The sequence below is a fragment of the Mangrovimonas sp. YM274 genome (assembly GCF_030908385.1).
Lineage (GTDB): Bacteria > Bacteroidota > Bacteroidia > Flavobacteriales > Flavobacteriaceae > Mangrovimonas_A.
Map to the genome: position 1 here is coordinate 1,987,727 of NZ_CP133091.1, position 17,862 is coordinate 2,005,588.

A 17,862-nucleotide genomic window follows, 5' to 3' on the forward strand; every position below is an offset into this window, starting at 1 on the left:
AATCTATAGGGAAATATGAGGTTTGTATAATTATTTCATGATTTATTATTAAAATAACAAAATGCCATTTAAAAGCAAGTAAAATAGGGATTTACTATGGGGAGGTTTAGGGTATAATTTGAATCGGCCATTTAAATGGTTAGTTTTATAACAAATATTAACACTATGAAAAAGCAGATACTACAGCTTCTGTTTCTATTGTTCTTCAAAGTAACGTTTTCCCAAGTTTTTGAAGGAAAGCAATTAAATTCCTATTCAGGTTTTTTCAATTTTTATTATGAAGAAGCACAGGACAAGATTTATTTGGAAGTAAATAAATTGGATATAGAGTTTCTGTATGTGAATTCTCTTGCCACTGGAGTAGGGTCTAATGATATTGGTTTAGACAGGGGGCAGCTTGGAGATAATAGGGTGGTGAGCTTCACTAAAGCTGGAAACAAACTGTTACTGGTGCAACATAATTTGGACTATAGAGCTAATACAGACAACGGCTTGGAGAAAAAAAGTATTGAGCAGGCTTTTGCAAAATCGGTGCTTTTTGGTTTTAAGATAGAAAAGGAAAATAATGGAACTTATATCATCGATTTAACACCATTCTTATTGGAGGATAGGCACTTGGTTAGTAATACGCTGAAACGCGCTAAAGAAGGAAATTATCGAGTAGATTTGAGTAAAAGCGCTTTGTCTTTGGAAAGAACTAAGGCGTTTCCCAAAAATGTTGAATTTGAGGCCTTGTTGACCTTTTCAGGAGAACCTTCGGGGTCTAAATTGAAAACGGTTACCCCAACACCTTCCTTGGTGAGTGTCGTTCAACATCATTCCTTCTTGGAGTTGCCTGATAATAGCTATCAACCTCGAGTTTTTGATCCTAGAAGTGGGGCGATTTCCATATCGTATTTGGATTATGCTACACCAATTCAAGAGCCTATAAAAAAACATTTCATCACTAGACATCGATTGGAAAAGCAGTTTCCTAATGAAAAATTAAGTGAGGCCAAAGAACCCATTATTTATTATTTGGACCCTGGTACTCCAGAACCCGTGCGTTCTGCTTTATTGGAAGGGGCAAGTTGGTGGAATGAAGCCTTTGAAGAGGTTGGTTTTAAAAATGCTTTTCAAGTAAAAATGTTGCCAGAGGATGCAGATCCAATGGACTGCAGGTATAATGTGATTCAATGGGTGCACCGTTCAACACGTGGATGGAGTTATGGCGGTAGTGTGATAGATCCTAGAACAGGAGAAATCATTAAGGGGCATGTAAGTTTGGGGAGTTTAAGGATTCGCCAGGATTTTATGATTGCCCAAGCTTTATTGAATCAGCCATTTGCTAAGAGTGATGATAATTATCAACCTATGTTGGAGATGGCCTTGGCGAGAATTCGTCAGTTGGGCGCACATGAAGTAGGGCATACCTTGGGTTTTGCCCATAATTTTGCAGCCAGTGCCAATGATAGGGCTTCGGTAATGGATTATCCACATCCACTAATTAAGCTTCAAGGAAAGAATATCGATTTAACCAATGCCTATGCTACTGGAATAGGAATTTGGGATAAGGTTACGGTGGCTTACAGCTATTCAGAATTTTCAAATACTACAAATGAAGGAGAAGCTTTAAATGCTATTTTGGATAAGGCCCAAAATGAAGGGCTTCGTTTTATTAGCGATTTTGATGCCAGAGCACAGGGAGGTGCCCATCTGTTGGCCCATTTATGGGATAACGGAGAAAGTGCTTCTGAAGAATTAAATCGGGTGATGAAGGTTAGGGAGCAAGCCATAGCCAATTTTTCAGTGGATAATATCAGGACATATGAGCCTTATACGGTTTTGGAAGATGTGTTTGTGCCACTGTATTTCTTTCATCGGTATCAAACAGAGGCTGCTACAAAAGTAGTGGGTGGTTTGGATTACAATTATGCGATCAAAGGAGATGTACAACTCATTACAAAAATAGTGGATGCAAACGTTCAAAAAGAGGCTTTGGAGGCTGTTTTAGGAACACTATCTGCGGAACAATTGGCAATTCCGAAGGATAAATTGGCGTTATTTCCGCCAAGGGCATTTCAATATCAAAGAGGGCGCGAATCCTTTTCAGGAAAGGCGGGCGTGGCTTTCGACCCTTTAAGTGCAGCATCCACCTCAAGTGATATGACTTTAAAATTGTTGTTACATCCAGAAAGAGCCAATAGGTTGGTGACGCAAAAGAGCTTGGATAAAAATCAAATAGGTCTGGAAGACGTTTTAAATGAATTGATTGAGAAGTCGTTCCATCAATCATATAAAGATGCTTATTTAAATGAAGTACAGCAGATGGTGAATGTGAATGTTTTAAAATATATAATGAATTTGGCCGTTACCGAAAAAGCTTATTTTCAAGTGAATGCTATCGCTAGTAATGCTTTGGAAACTATTTCTGCAGAGCTCAAACAAAGCAACAACCACTATGCTGCGCATTACAATAGATTGATAGCTGAATTCAGTAAAGAACCTAAGGAATTTGTGCTTGAAGAAGCCCCTAAAATTCCAGATGGATCACCTATTGGAACAGATATGTGTAATTATGTTTTAGATTGATATGATAGTAGATTTAAGAAGTGATACGGTAACAAAACCAACTCCAGAAATGATGGAGGCCATGATGGCTGCTAAAGTGGGTGACGATGTGTTTAGGGAAGACCCAACGGTCCTTGAATTGGAAGAACGCATAGCCCGCATGTTTGGAAAATCAAGTGCTTTGTTTTTTCCTTCGGGAAGTATGGCCAATCAAGTGGCTATAAAAATGCATACCAACCCAAGTGAACAGGTGATTTGCGATAAATACGCGCATATCTATAATTATGAAGCAGGAGGAGCTTCGTTTCATAGCGGTGTGTCCTGTAAGTTAATTGATGGGCACAGAGGTATGTTTACGGCCAATCAGGTTAAGGAAGCTATCAATCCTTCGCAATATTATTACAGCCATACGTCTTTGGTGGAAATTGAAAACACGACCAACAAAGGCGGTGGAGCGTGTTGGGATTTTAAGGAATTGGAACGTATAAAAGAAGTCTGTAATGAGAATCAATTGGGGTACCATTTGGATGGTGCCAGATTGTGGAATGCTTTGGTGGCAAAAGAGGAAAGTACCCAACAATACGGTGGGCTGTTCGATACCATTTCGGTGTGTTTGAGCAAGGGATTGGGCTGTCCTGTAGGTTCTGTGTTGGTTGGCGATGCAGATATCATGGAACATGCCATCCGTTACAGAAAACTTTTCGGTGGCAATATGCGTCAGGTGGGTTTTTTGGCAGCAGCTGGACTGTATGCTCTAGATTATCATATTGAAAGGCTTCAAGAAGATCACGACAAAGCCAAAGAAATAGGAGCTGTTTTAAAGGAATATTCAGTTATCAAAAGTGTTGAGCCCATCGAAACCAACATCGTGATTTTTGAGTTGAATGCGGGTGTTGAAGAGGAGGGTTTTGTTAATGCCCTTAAAGAAAAAAACATCCATATTATTGGAATGGGAGGGGGAAAACTAAGAATAGTCACACATTTGGATTATACCTCGCAAATGCATGACTATTTTTTATCGAGTTTAAAAACCTTGAAAATTTAACTTATTTGAACATGTCCATTCCTGGAATGTTTGGCATTCCTTCTTTGGCTACTGCGGCAATTTCGGTTTCGTTAACCGTTGTGGCGCGCTCGATGGCCTTGTTAAGGGTTAGTAATAAATAATCTTCCAACATTTCCTTGTCTTCTAGCAATTCATCGTCAATGGAAATGGATTTTATGGTTCTGTTGGCGGTGATGGTAACTTTCAATTTATTGTCGTTACTCGCTTCGTCAATTAATACCGTATTTAGGCGTTCTTTAGTAGCTTCAACTTTCTTTTGGGCTTCCTGTAATTTGTTCATCATGCCCATCATATCTCCAAACATAATATTGAATTTTATGGTTCACTGCAAAAGTATCAATTCTGCCCCAAAAAAGCATTAATATTAAGTTAACACCCAAATTGTAATTAAAACCCTATTTTTGCACTCTTCAAAAATTAAACTTAATGACACAAGTAAAGGTACAGCCCCCTGTTGCTAAACGTATTCCTAAAGAGTTAAAGATTCACGGTGATGTAAGAGTTGATGACTATTTTTGGTTGAATCAACGAGAAGACCAAGAGGTTCTTGATTATTTGAATGCCGAAAATGCCTATTGTGATGAACTGACGGCTCATACCAAGGTATTTCAGGAGCAATTGTTTGAGGAGATGAAGTCTAGAATCAAGGAAGACGATCAATCTGTGCCTTATAAATACAATGGCTATTGGTACATTGTAAAATATGAAACAGGAAAAGGTTATCCTATTTACATAAGAAAAAAGGAAACTCTAGAAGCGGAAGAAGAACTGCTTTTTGATTGTAATGAAATGGCGGAAGGTCATGATTATTTTCGTTTGGTAGGCCTTAGTGTAAGTCCAGACAACACTTTAATTTCTTTTGGAGTTGATACTGTTGGGCGTAGAAATTATACTTTAAAAGTTAAAAATTTAGTTACTGGAGATATCTTTTCTGATAATATAGAAAACACGACAGGCTCAGCGTCTTGGGCCAATGACAATGCTACATTGTTTTACACTAAAAAGGATTCTGAAACCTTACGGTCTGATAAGATTTACAAACATAAATTAGGTGAAGAAGCAACCAATGATACTCTTGTATTTCATGAAGCTGATGATACGTTTGGAGTTACTGTATATAAATCGAAATCAAGAAAATATTTGGTGATAGCATGCTACAGTACCTTGACGAACGAATACCATATTTTGAATGCTGATACACCTAATGAATCCTTTAAATTATTTCAAGAGCGCATTAGGGGAGTAGAGTATAGTATTTCTCACTTTGAGGACGCTTTTTATGTGGTAACCAATGCAGATGGAGCTTCTAACTTCAAATTGATGAAAACACCGGAAGAGGCCACTGAAATTGAAAATTGGCAAGAAGTAATAGGGCATCGTGAGGATGTATTGATTGAGGATATCGATATCTTTAAAGACTTTTTGGTGGTAAGTGAGCGTAGCAATGGGTTGAATGAAATTAGAATTATTCGTTGGGACGGAACCAATGATTATTACCTACCATTTGACAATGAAACATATACTGCATATACGGGAACTAATGTTGATTTTGATTCCGAAATTTTAAGATATGGGTATAGCTCCTTAACCACTCCTTCATCGACCATCGATTTTAATATGGTGACCAAAACAAAAACCATCAAAAAAGAGCAGGAAGTATTGGGAGGGAAATTTGACAAAGAAAATTATGTTTCTGAGCGAATTTGGGCCACTGCTGATGACGGCACCAAAATTCCGATGTCTATGGTATATCGTAAAGGACTTAACATAGATGGAAGCAATCCATTGTTGCAATACGCCTATGGCTCTTATGGATCCACGATAGATCCTTATTTTTCAACCATTCGATTGAGTTTGTTGGATCGTGGATTTATTTATGTGATTTCACATGTTCGTGGCGGGGAATATTTAGGACGACAATGGTATGAAAATGGAAAATTGTTGACAAAAACCAATACGTTTACAGACTTTATCGCGTGTTCGAAGCATTTGATAGCAGAAGGATACACTTCCAAAGAGCATCTATATGCCTTAGGAGGTAGTGCAGGAGGGTTGTTAATTGGAGCCGTCATTAACCTAGCACCTCAACTTTACAACGGGGTGATTGCTGCGGTACCTTTTGTGGATGTGGTAACTACGATGTTGGATGATAGCATCCCATTAACTACAGGTGAATATGACGAGTGGGGAAATCCAAATGATGAGGAATATTACAATTACATGAAATCCTATTCGCCTTACGATAACGTCAAAGCCCAAGACTATCCAAATATTTTGGTAACCACAGGTTTGCATGATTCGCAAGTGCAATACTGGGAGCCTGCCAAATGGGTAGCCAAATTAAGATTGTTGAAAACCGATAGTAACAAATTACTACTTAAAACCAATATGACAGCAGGTCATGGAGGGGCTTCAGGACGTTTTGAAGCTCTTAAAGAAGATGCTGAAGAGTACGCATTTTTACTGGACTTGGAGAATATTAATAACTAGTTAAAAAAAAAACGTTATTTTTGCGAGGTTTTAGGTGACATTTTTTTAATTTGTGACTGATAAATAGCATTTATGAAAGAAAACTTACAAGTATTTGATAATGTGTTGGAACTTATAGGGAAAACACCGCTTATCAAATTAAACAAGATGACTTCAAACTTCGATGGTGACTTCTACGCAAAAGTAGAAGCTTTCAACCCAGGGCATTCCTCTAAAGACAGAGTTGCTCTGCACATCATTGAAGAAGCAGAGAAAAAAGGAATTTTGTCACCGGGAGATACCATTATCGAAACGACATCTGGAAATACTGGATTTAGTGTAGCAATGGTAAGCATCATTAAAGGCTATGAATGCATCCTTGCCGTTAGTTCAAAGTCTTCGGCAGACAAAATTGACATGCTGAAATCCATGGGAGCCAAGGTGTATGTATGCCCAGCCCATGTAAAGGCAGATGATCCGCGTTCTTACTACCAAGTAGCTAAGCGTTTACATGAAGAAATTAAAGGTTCTGTTTACATCAACCAATATTTCAATCAGCTAAACACCGATTCTCATTACCATAGTACTGGACCAGAAATTTGGGAACAAACAGAAGGTCAGGTTACACATTTAATAGCTTGTAGTGGTACCGGAGGAACTATTTCAGGAACAGCAAGGTTTCTGAAGGAGCAAAATCCAAATATCAAAATTATTGGTGTAGATGCTTATGGTTCGGTACTTAAAAAGTACCATGAAACCAAGGAGTTTGATGAAAAGGAAATTTATCCATACAGAATTGAAGGTTTGGGGAAAAACTTGATTCCATCGGCTACAGATTTTGATGTTATTGATAAGTTTGTAAAAGTAACAGACGAAGAAAGTGCTCACACAGCAAGAGAAATTTCAAGAACAGAAGGTCTTTTTGTAGGGTATACCAGTGGTGCTGCCATGCAAGCCATTAAGCAATTGAGTGCTGAAGGGGAGTTTCAAGAAGGTGATAAAGTTGTTGTTATATTCCCAGATCACGGGTCACGTTATATGAGTAAAGTATACAGTGACACATGGATGGAAGAACAGGGCTTCTTTGACAGTAAAACAGAAATTGAAGCGATTCAATACGTAAAATAAGATTCATATTTTTATAAGAAAACCTATCATATAACTATTTAGATGATAGGTTTTTTTGTGCAAAGAAATTATGAACACAAGTTTATAAATTAATTATGCAAAGCGGATAGAATTAATTAATTTTGCCGCAGTAACTAGACAAATTTTAGCTTTAATGAAAGATTTATTTGATAAAATATACAAGGATAAGGGACCTTTAGGAAAATGGGCCTCTCAGGCTGAGGGATATTTTGTATTTCCAAAATTGGAAGGGCAAATTTCCAATAGGATGAAATTTCAAGGAAAGGAAGTTATCACTTGGAGTATTAATGATTATTTAGGATTAGCTAACCACCCAGAAGTTCGTAAAGTAGATGCAGAAGCTGGAGCCGCTTACGGTTCGGCGTACCCAATGGGTGCTCGTATGATGTCTGGTCACACAGATTTGCACGAAAAGCTGCAAAGCGAATTGGCAGATTTTGTTAATAAGGAAGCTGCTTACCTTTTAAATTTTGGTTACCAAGGAATGGTGTCTACTATTGATGCGTTGGTTTCTAAAGATGATATTATTGTTTATGATGTAGATGCACATGCCTGCATTATAGATGGTGTTCGTTTGCATATGGGGAAACGTTTCACCTACAAGCATAATGATGTTGAAAGTTTAGAAAAAAACTTGGAAAGAGCCACTAAAATGGCTGAGCAAACCGGAGGAGGAATTTTAGTGATTTCTGAAGGTGTATTTGGAATGCGTGGGGAACAAGGTAGATTGAAGGAAATAGTAGCCTTAAAAGAAAAATACAATTTCCGCTTTTTGGTGGATGATGCTCACGGATTTGGAACCTTAGGGAAAACAGGAGCTGGAGCAGGAGAGGAGCAAGGCGTTCAAGATGGTATCGATGTGTACTTTGCAACATTTGCTAAGTCATTGGCTAGTACCGGAGCTTTTATTGCTGCAGACCAGGAAATTATAGATTATTTGAAATATAACTTGCGTTCCCAAATGTTTGCCAAGTCATTGCAAATGCAATTGGTGGTTGGAGCATTGAAACGTTTGGAAATGTTGAAAACCATGCCGGAGCTTAAAAACAAGCTTTGGGAAAATGTAAATGCTTTACAGTCTGGGTTAAGAGAGCGTGGTTTCGATTTGGGAACTACCCAAAGTTGTGTGACACCGGTTTACCTTAAAGGAAGTATTCCCGAAGCCATGGCTTTAGTTAAGGATTTGCGTGAGAACTACGGCATTTTCTGTTCTATCGTTGTATATCCTGTAATTCCTAAAGGCTTAATTCTTTTAAGAATGATTCCGACGGCTACACACACAATGGATGATATTAATAAAACGTTAGAAGCATTCTCTGCAATTCGTGAACGCTTGGAGAATGGAACATACAAAAGGCTTTCTGCTGCTGTTGCTGCTGCAATGGAACAGTAAACAGAAAAAAACTATAGCATAAAAAAAGCCACTTTAAAAAGTGGCTTTTTTTATTAGATGTCTTTTCGGTAGGTCCTTCTTCGTTTTGTTACGGGAGAGTCGAAATTTTTCCATAATTGATGGATGGCCATGTTTTCTTCCAACTCAGGAGTTCTTATACAGCGCTTAACGCCGTCCTTTCTGAAGGAGTCATAGAATTCCTTAAAAATAAGAGCTGTAACCCCTTTGTTTTGATATTCTGGATGTACCCCTATTAAATAGAACACTGCTTCTTCACAATGTTTTTTGGCCTTTAATAAATGATAAAATCCAAAAGGGAACATTTTTCCTTTCGCCTTTTGGATTGCCTTTGAAAAAGAAGGCAACACAATGGAAAAAGCAATGATGTTGTCATCCCTATCTAGTATAAATTTTATATAGTTAGGGTTGATTAGAGGAATGTACTTCTTTTTAAAATAAGCTTTTTGCTCCTCAGAAATGGCAACAAAGGAGGCTAGATTGGCGTAGGTTTGGTTAAAAAGGTCAAACATTCTGTCAACATACGGCAGAAGATCTTTCGTATTAGAAAAATTAAGAGCACGAACTCCATATCTCCTTGAGATAAGAGGAACCATTCTTTCAAATTGTTCGGGTTTTACCTTATCTACATCAAAATGTCCTTCAATATATTCTTTTTGTTTGATGTACCCCAACTTTTCAAGATGGGTAACATAATATGGGTGGTTGTACCAGGTAATCATGGTACTTAATTGGTCGTATCCTTCCGTTAAAACACCAACCTTATCCAAATTAGAGAATCCCATTGGACCCTCAATAAACTCAAGGTTATGAGCTTTTCCATATGCAATAACCTTATCCAATAGCGCTTTGGTAACTTCAACATCATCAATAACATCAAACCATCCAAATCTAACTTTTTTGTCTTGTGTTTTTACTTCGGTCCAGTTAATGATGGCTGCAATTCTTCCTACAATCTCATTATCACGATAAGCTAAAAAGTAAGAGGCCTGGGCATGCTTGAATACAGGGTTTAATTCGGGATCAAAACTTTCCACTTCATCATTAATCATTGGTGGAACCCAATATTTATTATCCTTATATAGTTTGAAGGGAAATTTAACGAATGCCTTTAGTTCCTTTTTAGAATGTATTTCTTTAACTGTAATCATATATCTCTTCAGGTAAATTATTTACCACTATCATTAAAAATCGGTGTCTATTTTATTTTTGTGCTTATTGGCACGTTGCTTTCGCTTCATTTCATCTTTGGCCGAATTGTTGTTATCTGGTTCTTTATCCTTGTGGAAATCAAATCGATAAGAAGCCCCTAGGTTTACGTTAAATACTGAAGGCGTATCTTTGGTATTTAGGGTTATGGCCGTATCCAATTGAAAATCTTTGCTCCACAAATAAGCGCCGCCAAATCTAAACAAATTATCGGCGTAAAAGTCACTTTTGATGCCTTGAGTTTCCCCAAACAACACCCATTGTTCGTTTAGGGATTTTGTTAAGGTGATGATGTATTGAAAATCGGAATAATCAGAACCTATTCTGTCTTTGATTAAGTTCAAAACCAATACCCAACCATTACTGAAATTATTTTGGGTAGCAATCATAACCTTAGGGCTAAAGCCTTCTACATCTGGGGCAGTATACGGATTGTCTTTAGAGTCAAAATTGGCGCCAACAAAAGCAGAAACGGCCGGAATTAAGGATTTCCATTGAAATTTTCGGTTGGCATGGTAGCTATAGACATTAGGTTTGTCTTCTTGGTTTTTATAAGGGTCGTAAATTAAATATTTGGCACCAAGCGTAAAGTTTTTAAAGTTGGAACGCTTCGTCTCGGAAGAAATGGCAGAACGATTATCTGTAAATTTATCGTTTTGATAGGTGCCTTCCAAGCTAACTTCCAACTGTTCAAAAAACAGGCCGTATCTAGCCATGAAGTCGGCTCCAAAACCAGATACCTCGTATTGAAGAGGCGTGTGTTTTTCTTTTACAAAGTATGGCCCCATTTCAAATTGAAGCACATTGGTACCAACAGAGAAGGCACTTCTTGAAACACCTGGGCGGTTAGAATTGATAACATCAGTATATTGGCCAAAAGATAGGGATGTGGCAAAAAATGCGAATAACAATAAATAGGTCTTCATAGATTGTATCTGGTTCATAATTTTTTGGGTCTAGGACGTTTTTAGTTTCCTGTTTGCATTCAAAACTACACATTTTTTTTCATTCTAAAATCAAACAATGATAAGGACACCAAGGAATCTATTTTATAATTTTTTTAAGGATTTATGCGGGGGTCTAAGGAAAGAGAATTGTATTTTTGACAAAAATTAATTCATGTTGCAAACAGCATCTGCGGTGGGCCTTTTACGAACAATATTAATTATACTGCTGATTTATTACGGATTGAAAATTCTTTCTAGAATTTTTGCACCTTACTTGGTACGTTATATGTCCAAAAAAATGCAGGAACGCTTTGGAGGGCAATTCCAACAGCAACAACCATATAGAGAAAAGGAAAAACAAAACGTTGGGGAAACGGTCATTGATAAGATGCCCAAAACCGACGCGTCTTCAAATAAAACCGTAGGAGAATATATAGATTACGAAGAAATTGATTAATTTTCGCAATCATTCGATAATATATATTCATGCATTTTCCAATCAGAAAAATTCTTCCACACTTACTGGTTTTAGTAGGTTTTATTGTTGTTTCATTAGCATATTTTAGTCCCGTTTTAAAAGGAAAGGAAATCTTCCAAAGTGATATTATGCACTATAAGGGGATGGCCAAACAACAAAACGATTTTAGAGAGGAAACAGGTACAGAAACCTATTGGACCAACAGTGCTTTTGGAGGAATGCCAACCTATCAATTGGGAGCACATTATCCCCATAACTACATCAAGAAATTAGATTTAACGCTTCGGTTTTTACCAAGACCAGCCGATTATCTATTTCTATATTTTATAGGGTTTTATATTCTATTATTGGTGCTAAAGGTGGACTTTAAGTTAGCAGGATTGGGAGCTTTGGCTTTCGGTTTTTCCACCTATCTTATTATTATTTTAGGAGTAGGACACAATGCCAAAGCACATGCTATTGCTTATATGCCTTTAGTATTGAGTGGAATTATACTCACCTTTAGAAAGAAGTATATTGGAGGTTTTCTACTAACTGCCGTTGCCTTGGCTTTGGAAATCTGTGCTAACCACTTTCAAATGACCTATTACTTGCTGTTGTTAGTGTTGGTTTTAGGTGTTGCTTATTTGGTGGATGCTTATAGAAAAAAGGAATTACCACATTTTTTTAAATCCGTTGGAATGATGGCTGTAGCAGCTATTTTGGCCGTAGGACTGAATGCCACGAACATCATGGCGACTCAAGAATATGTTAAAGAAAGTACCCGCGGCAAAAGTGAATTGACCATAAATGCCGATGGTTCCCCTAGAGAAGTTACTAGTGGTTTAAGTAAAGATTACATCACCGAATATAGTTATGGATTGTTGGAAACATTTAATTTGTTTATCCCTCGATTTATGGGAGGTGGTAGCCATGAAGATGTGGGGCCAGATTCTGCCATGTATAAGTTTTATACCAATATTGGGGCCTCTCCAGTAGAGGCTGCAAGAGAAGTGCAGGCCACACCTACGTATTGGGGAGACCAAAGCATTGTGGAAGCACCTGCCTATATTGGCGCGGTGGTATTATTTCTCTTTGTTTTAGCTTTGTTTTTGCTGCAGGGTCGCTTAAAATGGTGGCTTGTGGGAGGCTCTATACTATCCTTATTATTGTCTTACGGAAAGAATTTAGGGTTCCTAACAGATCTATTTATAGACTATGTCCCATTATATAACAAATTTAGGGCTGTTAGTTCCATTCAGGTGATTTTGGAATTGTGTGTTCCTGTATTGGCTATTTTGGGGCTTACCCAATTATTTAAAAATGAAGACAGTAAGGGAACCAAGGAAAAGGCTTTAAAGTATTCGGCGATGATTACGGGTGGTTTGGCTTTAATCTTTTTATTGTTTAAATCTTCTTTCTTGGATTTTGTTGGTATAAATGATGGCTATTTCCGTCAGGCTTATGGTGAATATGGTCAAAGTTTTGTAGATGCCTTAAGAGAAGATAGAAAGTCTATGTTTACAGCAGATACCATCAGAACGTTGGTTTTGGTACTATTGGCTTCCGGAACTATTTTCTTATTCCTTCGCAAAAAATTGTCGCAAGGAAAAGTTATTTTGGTAATTGCCTTATTGATTGTGTTTGACTTGGTTGGTGTGGATCGACGCTATGTGAACAATGATAATTTTGTATCCTCTTTAAAGGTGAATAATCCTTATCAAGCTTCTGCGGTGGATCTGGAAATCATGAAGGATCAATCGCATTATAGAGTGTTTGATTTAACTTCAGGAGGAGCTAGAGCTTCTTATTTCCATAACTCTTTAAGTGGATATCACGCTGCGAAATTGGGACGTTATAATGAATTGTATGAGTTCCATGTGTCCAAAAACAATATGGAAGTGCTCAATATGTTGAATACAAAGTACATCATTGCTCAAGATGAAAAAGGAAATGTGTTTCCTTACACCAATGAAGAAGCTAATGGTAATGCTTGGTTTGTTTCGGACTTGAAAGCTGTTGAAACGGCTAATGAGGAAATTTTGTTATTGGATAGTTTGAATACCAAAACTACGGCGATTTCTTCTTTGCCAATTGAATCGAAAAAGTTTTCGGTAGATTCTTTAGCGACGATCACTTTAACTGATTTTAAACCGAATTACCTAAAATATTCTTCCAATAATAAGAATGATGGTTTTGTAGTGTTTTCTGAAATTTACTATGGTCAAGGTTGGCAAGCCTATGTAGATGGCGTTGAGACAGATCACGTTAGAGTCAATTATGTATTGAGAGGAATGAATGTGCCATCGGGTACACACACCATAGAGTTTAAGTTTGAACCAAAAGTAATCGCAACAGGTAGTAAGATTTCCTTAGCGAGTTCCATTGTATTGGTTCTGTTACTTATTGGAGGTGGATTTTTAGGATATAAAAAAATAAATGAAAGTGCCTAAAAAAGCACTCATTATAACATATTATTGGCCTCCAGCTGGCGGACCTGGAGTGCAACGCTGGTTGAAATTCGTAAAGTATTTGCCACAATTTACTGTGGAACCTATCGTGTTTTGTCCGGAGAACCCCAATTATCCTATTGTGGACCAAAATATGTTGAATGAAGTTCCGGAAGGCATCACGGTTTTAAAATTTCCTATTAAAGAACCCTATCGTTTTGCCAATTTCATTTCCAAGAACAAAGCCAGTGAGATTAGCTCTGGGGTAATTCCAAAAGCCAAAAAGCAATCCTTTGTTCAAAAGCTATTGCTGTATGTTCGTGGTAACTTTTTTATTCCAGATGCTCGTAAAAACTGGGTAAGACCTTCGGTTGAATTTCTTTCAGAATATATCTCAAAGAATAACATTGAAACGATTATAACCACAGGACCTCCACATAGCTTGCATTTAATAGGAATGCAGTTAAAGGCTAGATTAGGAGTGACTTGGATTGCAGATTTTAGGGATCCCTGGACTACGATTGGTTATCACAAGGAACTTAAGCTTTCTAAATCTTCTAAAGAAAAGCACTTGAAATTGGAGCAGCAAGTGCTGCAAACTGCCAACCATATTTTGGTAACAAGTAATAACACTAAATTGGAGTTTGAAACCAAAACGAGTCAGCCTATAACGGTTATCACCAACGGATACGATACTCATAAGGTCGCTAGACCCAAAAAGGATAAAAAGTTTACGATGTCCCATATCGGGTCTTTGTTGTCTGAACGTAATCCTGTTCAATTTTGGCAAGCTATTGCTGAGTTGATTGAAGAAAATGAAGCCTTCCGTAAAGTGTTTCAACTTAATTTGACAGGGGTGGTTAGCGACGATGTACTTCAGAGTATTTATAAGCATAACCTAAGGGAATATGTTCGTTTAGAGGGATATGTGCCGCATAGCGAAGCGATAAAAGCCCAAATGCAATCACAGGTGTTGTTGTTAATCGAAATAGATTCTGAAGATACCAAAGTGATCATTCCCGGGAAATTATTTGAGTATATGATTTCCAATACGCCCATAATTGCTATTGGGCCTAGACAGTCTGATGTGGAACGAATTATTAAGGAAACCAACACAGGACACTATTTTTACTACGATGAAAAGCAGCGTATAAAGTCGCAAATATTATTGTATTTTGAAGCTTACAAAGCAAATTCATTGGTAACACAGCCTATTGGTTTGCAACAATACAGTAGAAAATCATTGACTGAAAAACTGTCCAAACTAATTTAAACCAACCTGAACTTATATGGGAATTGTCATTAAACAATCCTTTAAAAACACAGTCAGTACATATCTAGGATTTGGTATTGGTGCCATCAATACTTTGTTTTTGTATACCAATTTCATTTCTGACGAATATTATGGATTGGTTGGTTTTATCTTATCTGCGGCCAATATCATGATGCCTTTAATGGCTTTTGGGGTGCAGAACACCATGATTAAGTTTTATTCAACTTATAAAACCAAAAATAGCATCAACAGTTTTTTAACCTTAATGTTGTTTTTGCCTTTGGCAATGGCTATTCCAATAGGGGGTATAGGCTTTTTTGCCCATGATATGATTTCCAATTGGTTGGGTGCCGAAAATGAAATCGTGAAAGGCTACGTGTGGCATATTTTTATCACAGCTGTGGCTATGGCCTATTTTGAAGTGTTTTTTGCTTGGGCCAAAGTACAGATGCAAACGGTTTTTGGAAATTTCATGAAGGAAGTATTCCACCGAATAGCGATTATGATCCTCCTATTTGCCGTTTATTTTAATTGGTTTACCGTAGAACAGTTTATAAATGCTTTGGTTGGGGTATATGTGCTAAGGATGGTGGTAATGAAACTGTATGCGTATAGTGTGCGTTGGCCGGTGATTCGATTTTCTAAAATTGAAAATTTGAGTGCTATTTTAAAGTATTCGTCGCTTATCATCATAGCAGGTTCTATAGCAACGCTTATTTTGGATATTGATAAGTTCATGTTGGGTAAGTTACGGCCAGATATTGAAGAAGTGGCTTATTATAGTGTGGCCATTTTTATAGCCACCGTTATTGCGGTGCCTCAAAGGGCGATGCACCAAATTTTGATGCCTTTAACTGCAAAATTGTTAAATGATAAAAACACGGTGGAGCTAAGGGGACTTTACCAAAGGTCCTCACTAAACCTCTACGTAGTAAGTGGCTTGATTTTTTTGTTGATTGTTTTGAATATTAATGAGCTTTATTTAATTATTCCAAAGGAATTTAGAGAAGGCTTGTTAGTGGTGTTTTTGATTAGTGCAGCAAAATTATACGATAATGTGATGGGGAATAACAACGCCATTTTGTTCAACAGTGATTATTATAGAATGGTCTTGTTTTTTGGGGTATTGTTGACCATTTTAATTGTTCTGTTAAATTTAGTCTTTATTCCTAAGTATGGAATGAATGGAGCGGCAATAGCAACCTTTATAGCTATATTTATCTATAACTCTATAAAAATATACTTTGTCAAAATGAAATTTGGAATATGGCCCTTTAGTAAGGGGACAGTGCAATTAAGCTTATTGATTGTATTGCTATTGCCTCTGTTCTATGTATGGGATTTTCCGTTTCATCCAATATTAAATATTTGTTTAAAATCGTTTTTGATTGTCTTGTTATACGGTTTACTGGTTTTTAAATTTCGGATTTCCCAGGATATCCATGAGCTTGTAGAGAAGAGATTTAAAAAATAGTTAGTCTATTAAATGAGAAAACCCCGTGAGCTGCTTTGAGGCATACTTCTCACAGGGGATTTCTAACTAACCAACCAAAAATTGTATATATGTTATCTTCTTCCAGAACTTCTTTGAGAACCATTATTGGTAGCTCTTTTGTTCGAAGAAGTTGTATTTCTACTTTGAGTTACTTTAGCAGCTCTACTGTTTGTTTGTCTGCTATTATATGTACGATCATTAGAACGATTTGGTTGTCTCGATTCTAATTTTTTTCGTCTTTCAGAACTGTTATTTACCGTTTTTCTTGAACTACTCGTTCTAGTTGTTTGTATTCTAGAATTTTGAGTATTTCTATTCAAATTTGAATAATTTGAAGTTTTTCTATTATTTGCTACGCTTTTAGTTCTAGATGATCCTTCCGTCGCTCTATTGTTAACCGTAGCCACACGTCTTTGCGGTGTGGATTCTTGTCTATAACGCTCATGAGTTCGGTTTTGTTGTGCGTTGGTACGTCTAGAATTAATTGCTACAGCACTTCTGCGTCCATTAACATTAACGGGTCTAGCATTGTTATGGTAAGGTCTGTAATAATTATGTCTTACTGGTGTATAATGCCTTCTATAAGGTTTAGGACTTACCATGCAATAATTGTAGGACGGAACCACATAGTATCTATGCCATGGTCGATACACATAGGCTCGGTTATAAACATTTATATAACCAGTACAATGGGTATAGGTTCGGTAGTTATTGTAATGAACATATAAACCGCCTATTCTTGCAATACGACCAAAGTTGTTATAGTGGATATTTACGTTTCCTGCTCTTACAATTCTTCCGTAGTAATCATAAAAAATAGGCACATGTTCAATTTGAATGATTGCTCCAAAGTCGTCATACTGAATAAAAGGACTGTAGTTATATCCAGAATTAAAGCTTATTGAGAAATTTGGTGAATTGAAAGCCACATTTACATCGGGTCCATATTTGGGAACATAAAAATCGAATTGGCCATCTGGAAATATGGAAAATTCTATTCCACCTTCCGTAAAAATGAAAGAATTACCATAACCTCCTGCATAGGTGTGGGAAATAGTATTGTTGCTGTAAGTAGATGTTGCGAATACAGATACACCTGCTAGAAGTAAACTCGTAAATAATAAAATAATCTTTTTCATAATAGATGATTTTAAGGGTTCAGTTTATACAAAACAAACAGCGTGCCAAATATGATTTGCCTTTACAATGTATACTCAACAATCAGATCAGGACGATGTGATTTAATAGGTTAAATAACCTATTTATCAGTTAGGTATTGGTTGTGTTTTATTGAATGGTCCGTCGATTAAATTTTCAATAATAAAAAATATGTATTTGTTGAAACAAAGTTTGCTTTGGACTTTTTACAAACCGCTACGGAGTTAT

At 37.0% G+C, this 17,862-nt stretch carries 13 protein-coding genes; 9 read left to right on the forward strand and 4 right to left on the reverse strand.

Annotation, left to right across the window (positions count from 1 at the left end; all coding sequences use genetic code 11):
- The first annotated feature begins 165 nt into the window (after positions 1-165).
- On the forward strand, positions 166-2,571 hold the full coding sequence (locus tag RBH95_RS08600) for a zinc-dependent metalloprotease (RefSeq protein ID WP_307899175.1): 2,406 nt from the start codon (positions 166-168) through the stop codon (positions 2,569-2,571).
- Position 2,572: 1 nt separating this feature from the next.
- The gene (locus tag RBH95_RS08605; protein WP_307899176.1) at positions 2,573-3,595 is read left to right on the forward strand and encodes a low specificity L-threonine aldolase; all 1,023 of its coding nucleotides are present in this window, start codon (positions 2,573-2,575) and stop codon (positions 3,593-3,595) included.
- 1 nt (position 3,596) lies between these two features.
- Here RBH95_RS08605 and RBH95_RS08610 read toward each other — a convergent pair whose 3' ends face one another.
- Positions 3,597-3,920, reverse strand: coding sequence for a YbaB/EbfC family nucleoid-associated protein (locus tag RBH95_RS08610; RefSeq protein WP_053992475.1), 324 nt, complete (start codon positions 3,918-3,920; stop codon positions 3,597-3,599).
- 122 nt (positions 3,921-4,042) lie between these two features.
- Between RBH95_RS08610 and RBH95_RS08615 the strand changes: the two genes are divergently transcribed.
- The 3 genes from RBH95_RS08615 to RBH95_RS08625 all read left to right on the forward strand — a co-directional run bounded on the left by RBH95_RS08615 (position 4,043) and on the right by RBH95_RS08625 (position 8,627).
- The gene (locus tag RBH95_RS08615; protein ID WP_307899177.1) at positions 4,043-6,106 is read left to right on the forward strand and encodes a S9 family peptidase; all 2,064 of its coding nucleotides are present in this window, start codon (positions 4,043-4,045) and stop codon (positions 6,104-6,106) included.
- Positions 6,107-6,178: 72 nt separating this feature from the next.
- Positions 6,179-7,213, forward strand: a complete 1,035-nt coding sequence (locus tag RBH95_RS08620) for a PLP-dependent cysteine synthase family protein (RefSeq protein WP_307899178.1) — start codon at positions 6,179-6,181, stop codon at positions 7,211-7,213.
- 154 nt (positions 7,214-7,367) lie between these two features.
- Positions 7,368-8,627: an aminotransferase class I/II-fold pyridoxal phosphate-dependent enzyme gene (locus RBH95_RS08625; protein WP_307899179.1), complete on the forward strand. Its 1,260-nt coding sequence runs from the start codon at positions 7,368-7,370 to the stop codon at positions 8,625-8,627.
- Between the two features lie 53 nt (positions 8,628-8,680).
- On the opposite strand, the gene RBH95_RS08630 is transcribed toward RBH95_RS08625, so the two are convergent.
- Together RBH95_RS08630 and RBH95_RS08635 are read right to left on the reverse strand one after the other, a co-directional pair.
- The gene (locus RBH95_RS08630) at positions 8,681-9,796 is read right to left on the reverse strand and encodes a GNAT family N-acetyltransferase (protein ID WP_307899180.1); all 1,116 of its coding nucleotides are present in this window, start codon (positions 9,794-9,796) and stop codon (positions 8,681-8,683) included.
- A gap of 33 nt (positions 9,797-9,829) precedes the next feature.
- Positions 9,830-10,798 (reverse strand): transporter, encoded by a 969-nt coding sequence (locus RBH95_RS08635; RefSeq protein WP_307899181.1) that lies wholly within the window; start codon positions 10,796-10,798, stop codon positions 9,830-9,832.
- A 175-nt stretch (positions 10,799-10,973) separates the two neighbouring features.
- On the opposite strand from RBH95_RS08635, the gene RBH95_RS08640 reads away from it, so the two are divergent.
- From RBH95_RS08640 to RBH95_RS08655, 4 genes are read left to right on the forward strand one after another with little or no spacing between them, the layout of a single operon-like run.
- A complete protein-coding gene (locus tag RBH95_RS08640) occupies positions 10,974-11,258 on the forward strand; it encodes a DUF4834 family protein (protein WP_307899182.1) in 285 nt (94 codons plus the stop codon).
- A gap of 29 nt (positions 11,259-11,287) precedes the next feature.
- Positions 11,288-13,711: a YfhO family protein gene (locus RBH95_RS08645; protein WP_307899183.1), complete on the forward strand. Its 2,424-nt coding sequence runs from the start codon at positions 11,288-11,290 to the stop codon at positions 13,709-13,711.
- Complete coding sequence (locus RBH95_RS08650; protein WP_307899184.1) at positions 13,698-14,981, forward strand: glycosyltransferase family 4 protein; 1,284 nt, start codon at positions 13,698-13,700, stop codon at positions 14,979-14,981. The genes RBH95_RS08645 and RBH95_RS08650 overlap by 14 nt, the downstream gene beginning before the upstream one ends.
- A 16-nt stretch (positions 14,982-14,997) precedes the next feature.
- Positions 14,998-16,455 carry a lipopolysaccharide biosynthesis protein gene (locus RBH95_RS08655; protein WP_307899185.1) on the forward strand — a complete coding sequence of 486 codons (1,458 nt, stop codon included), beginning with the start codon at positions 14,998-15,000 and terminating at the stop codon, positions 16,453-16,455.
- Positions 16,456-16,547: 92 nt separating this feature from the next.
- Here the strand turns inward: RBH95_RS08655 and RBH95_RS08660 are convergent, their stop codons facing one another.
- Positions 16,548-17,615, reverse strand: coding sequence for a hypothetical protein (locus RBH95_RS08660; protein WP_307899186.1), 1,068 nt, complete (start codon positions 17,613-17,615; stop codon positions 16,548-16,550).
- Between the last annotated feature and the right edge of the window lie 247 nt (positions 17,616-17,862).

Excerpts from the sequence above, each read along its gene's own strand:
- RBH95_RS08600 (WP_307899175.1), top strand. The coding sequence starts at position 166 with ATGAAAAAGCAGATACTACAGCTTCTGTTTCTATTGTTCTTCAAAGTA.
- RBH95_RS08605 (WP_307899176.1), top strand. The coding sequence starts at position 2,573 with ATGATAGTAGATTTAAGAAGTGATACGGTAACAAAACCAACTCCAGAA.
- RBH95_RS08610 (WP_053992475.1), bottom strand. The coding sequence starts at position 3,920 with ATGTTTGGAGATATGATGGGCATGATGAACAAATTACAGGAAGCCCAA.
- RBH95_RS08615 (WP_307899177.1), top strand. The coding sequence starts at position 4,043 with ATGACACAAGTAAAGGTACAGCCCCCTGTTGCTAAACGTATTCCTAAA.
- RBH95_RS08620 (WP_307899178.1), top strand. The coding sequence starts at position 6,179 with ATGAAAGAAAACTTACAAGTATTTGATAATGTGTTGGAACTTATAGGG.
- RBH95_RS08625 (WP_307899179.1), top strand. The coding sequence starts at position 7,368 with ATGAAAGATTTATTTGATAAAATATACAAGGATAAGGGACCTTTAGGA.
- RBH95_RS08630 (WP_307899180.1), bottom strand. The coding sequence starts at position 9,796 with ATGATTACAGTTAAAGAAATACATTCTAAAAAGGAACTAAAGGCATTC.
- RBH95_RS08635 (WP_307899181.1), bottom strand. The coding sequence starts at position 10,798 with ATGAACCAGATACAATCTATGAAGACCTATTTATTGTTATTCGCATTT.
- RBH95_RS08640 (WP_307899182.1), top strand. The coding sequence starts at position 10,974 with ATGTTGCAAACAGCATCTGCGGTGGGCCTTTTACGAACAATATTAATT.
- RBH95_RS08645 (WP_307899183.1), top strand. The coding sequence starts at position 11,288 with ATGCATTTTCCAATCAGAAAAATTCTTCCACACTTACTGGTTTTAGTA.
- RBH95_RS08650 (WP_307899184.1), top strand. The coding sequence starts at position 13,698 with ATGAAAGTGCCTAAAAAAGCACTCATTATAACATATTATTGGCCTCCA.
- RBH95_RS08655 (WP_307899185.1), top strand. The coding sequence starts at position 14,998 with ATGGGAATTGTCATTAAACAATCCTTTAAAAACACAGTCAGTACATAT.
- RBH95_RS08660 (WP_307899186.1), bottom strand. The coding sequence starts at position 17,615 with ATGAAAAAGATTATTTTATTATTTACGAGTTTACTTCTAGCAGGTGTA.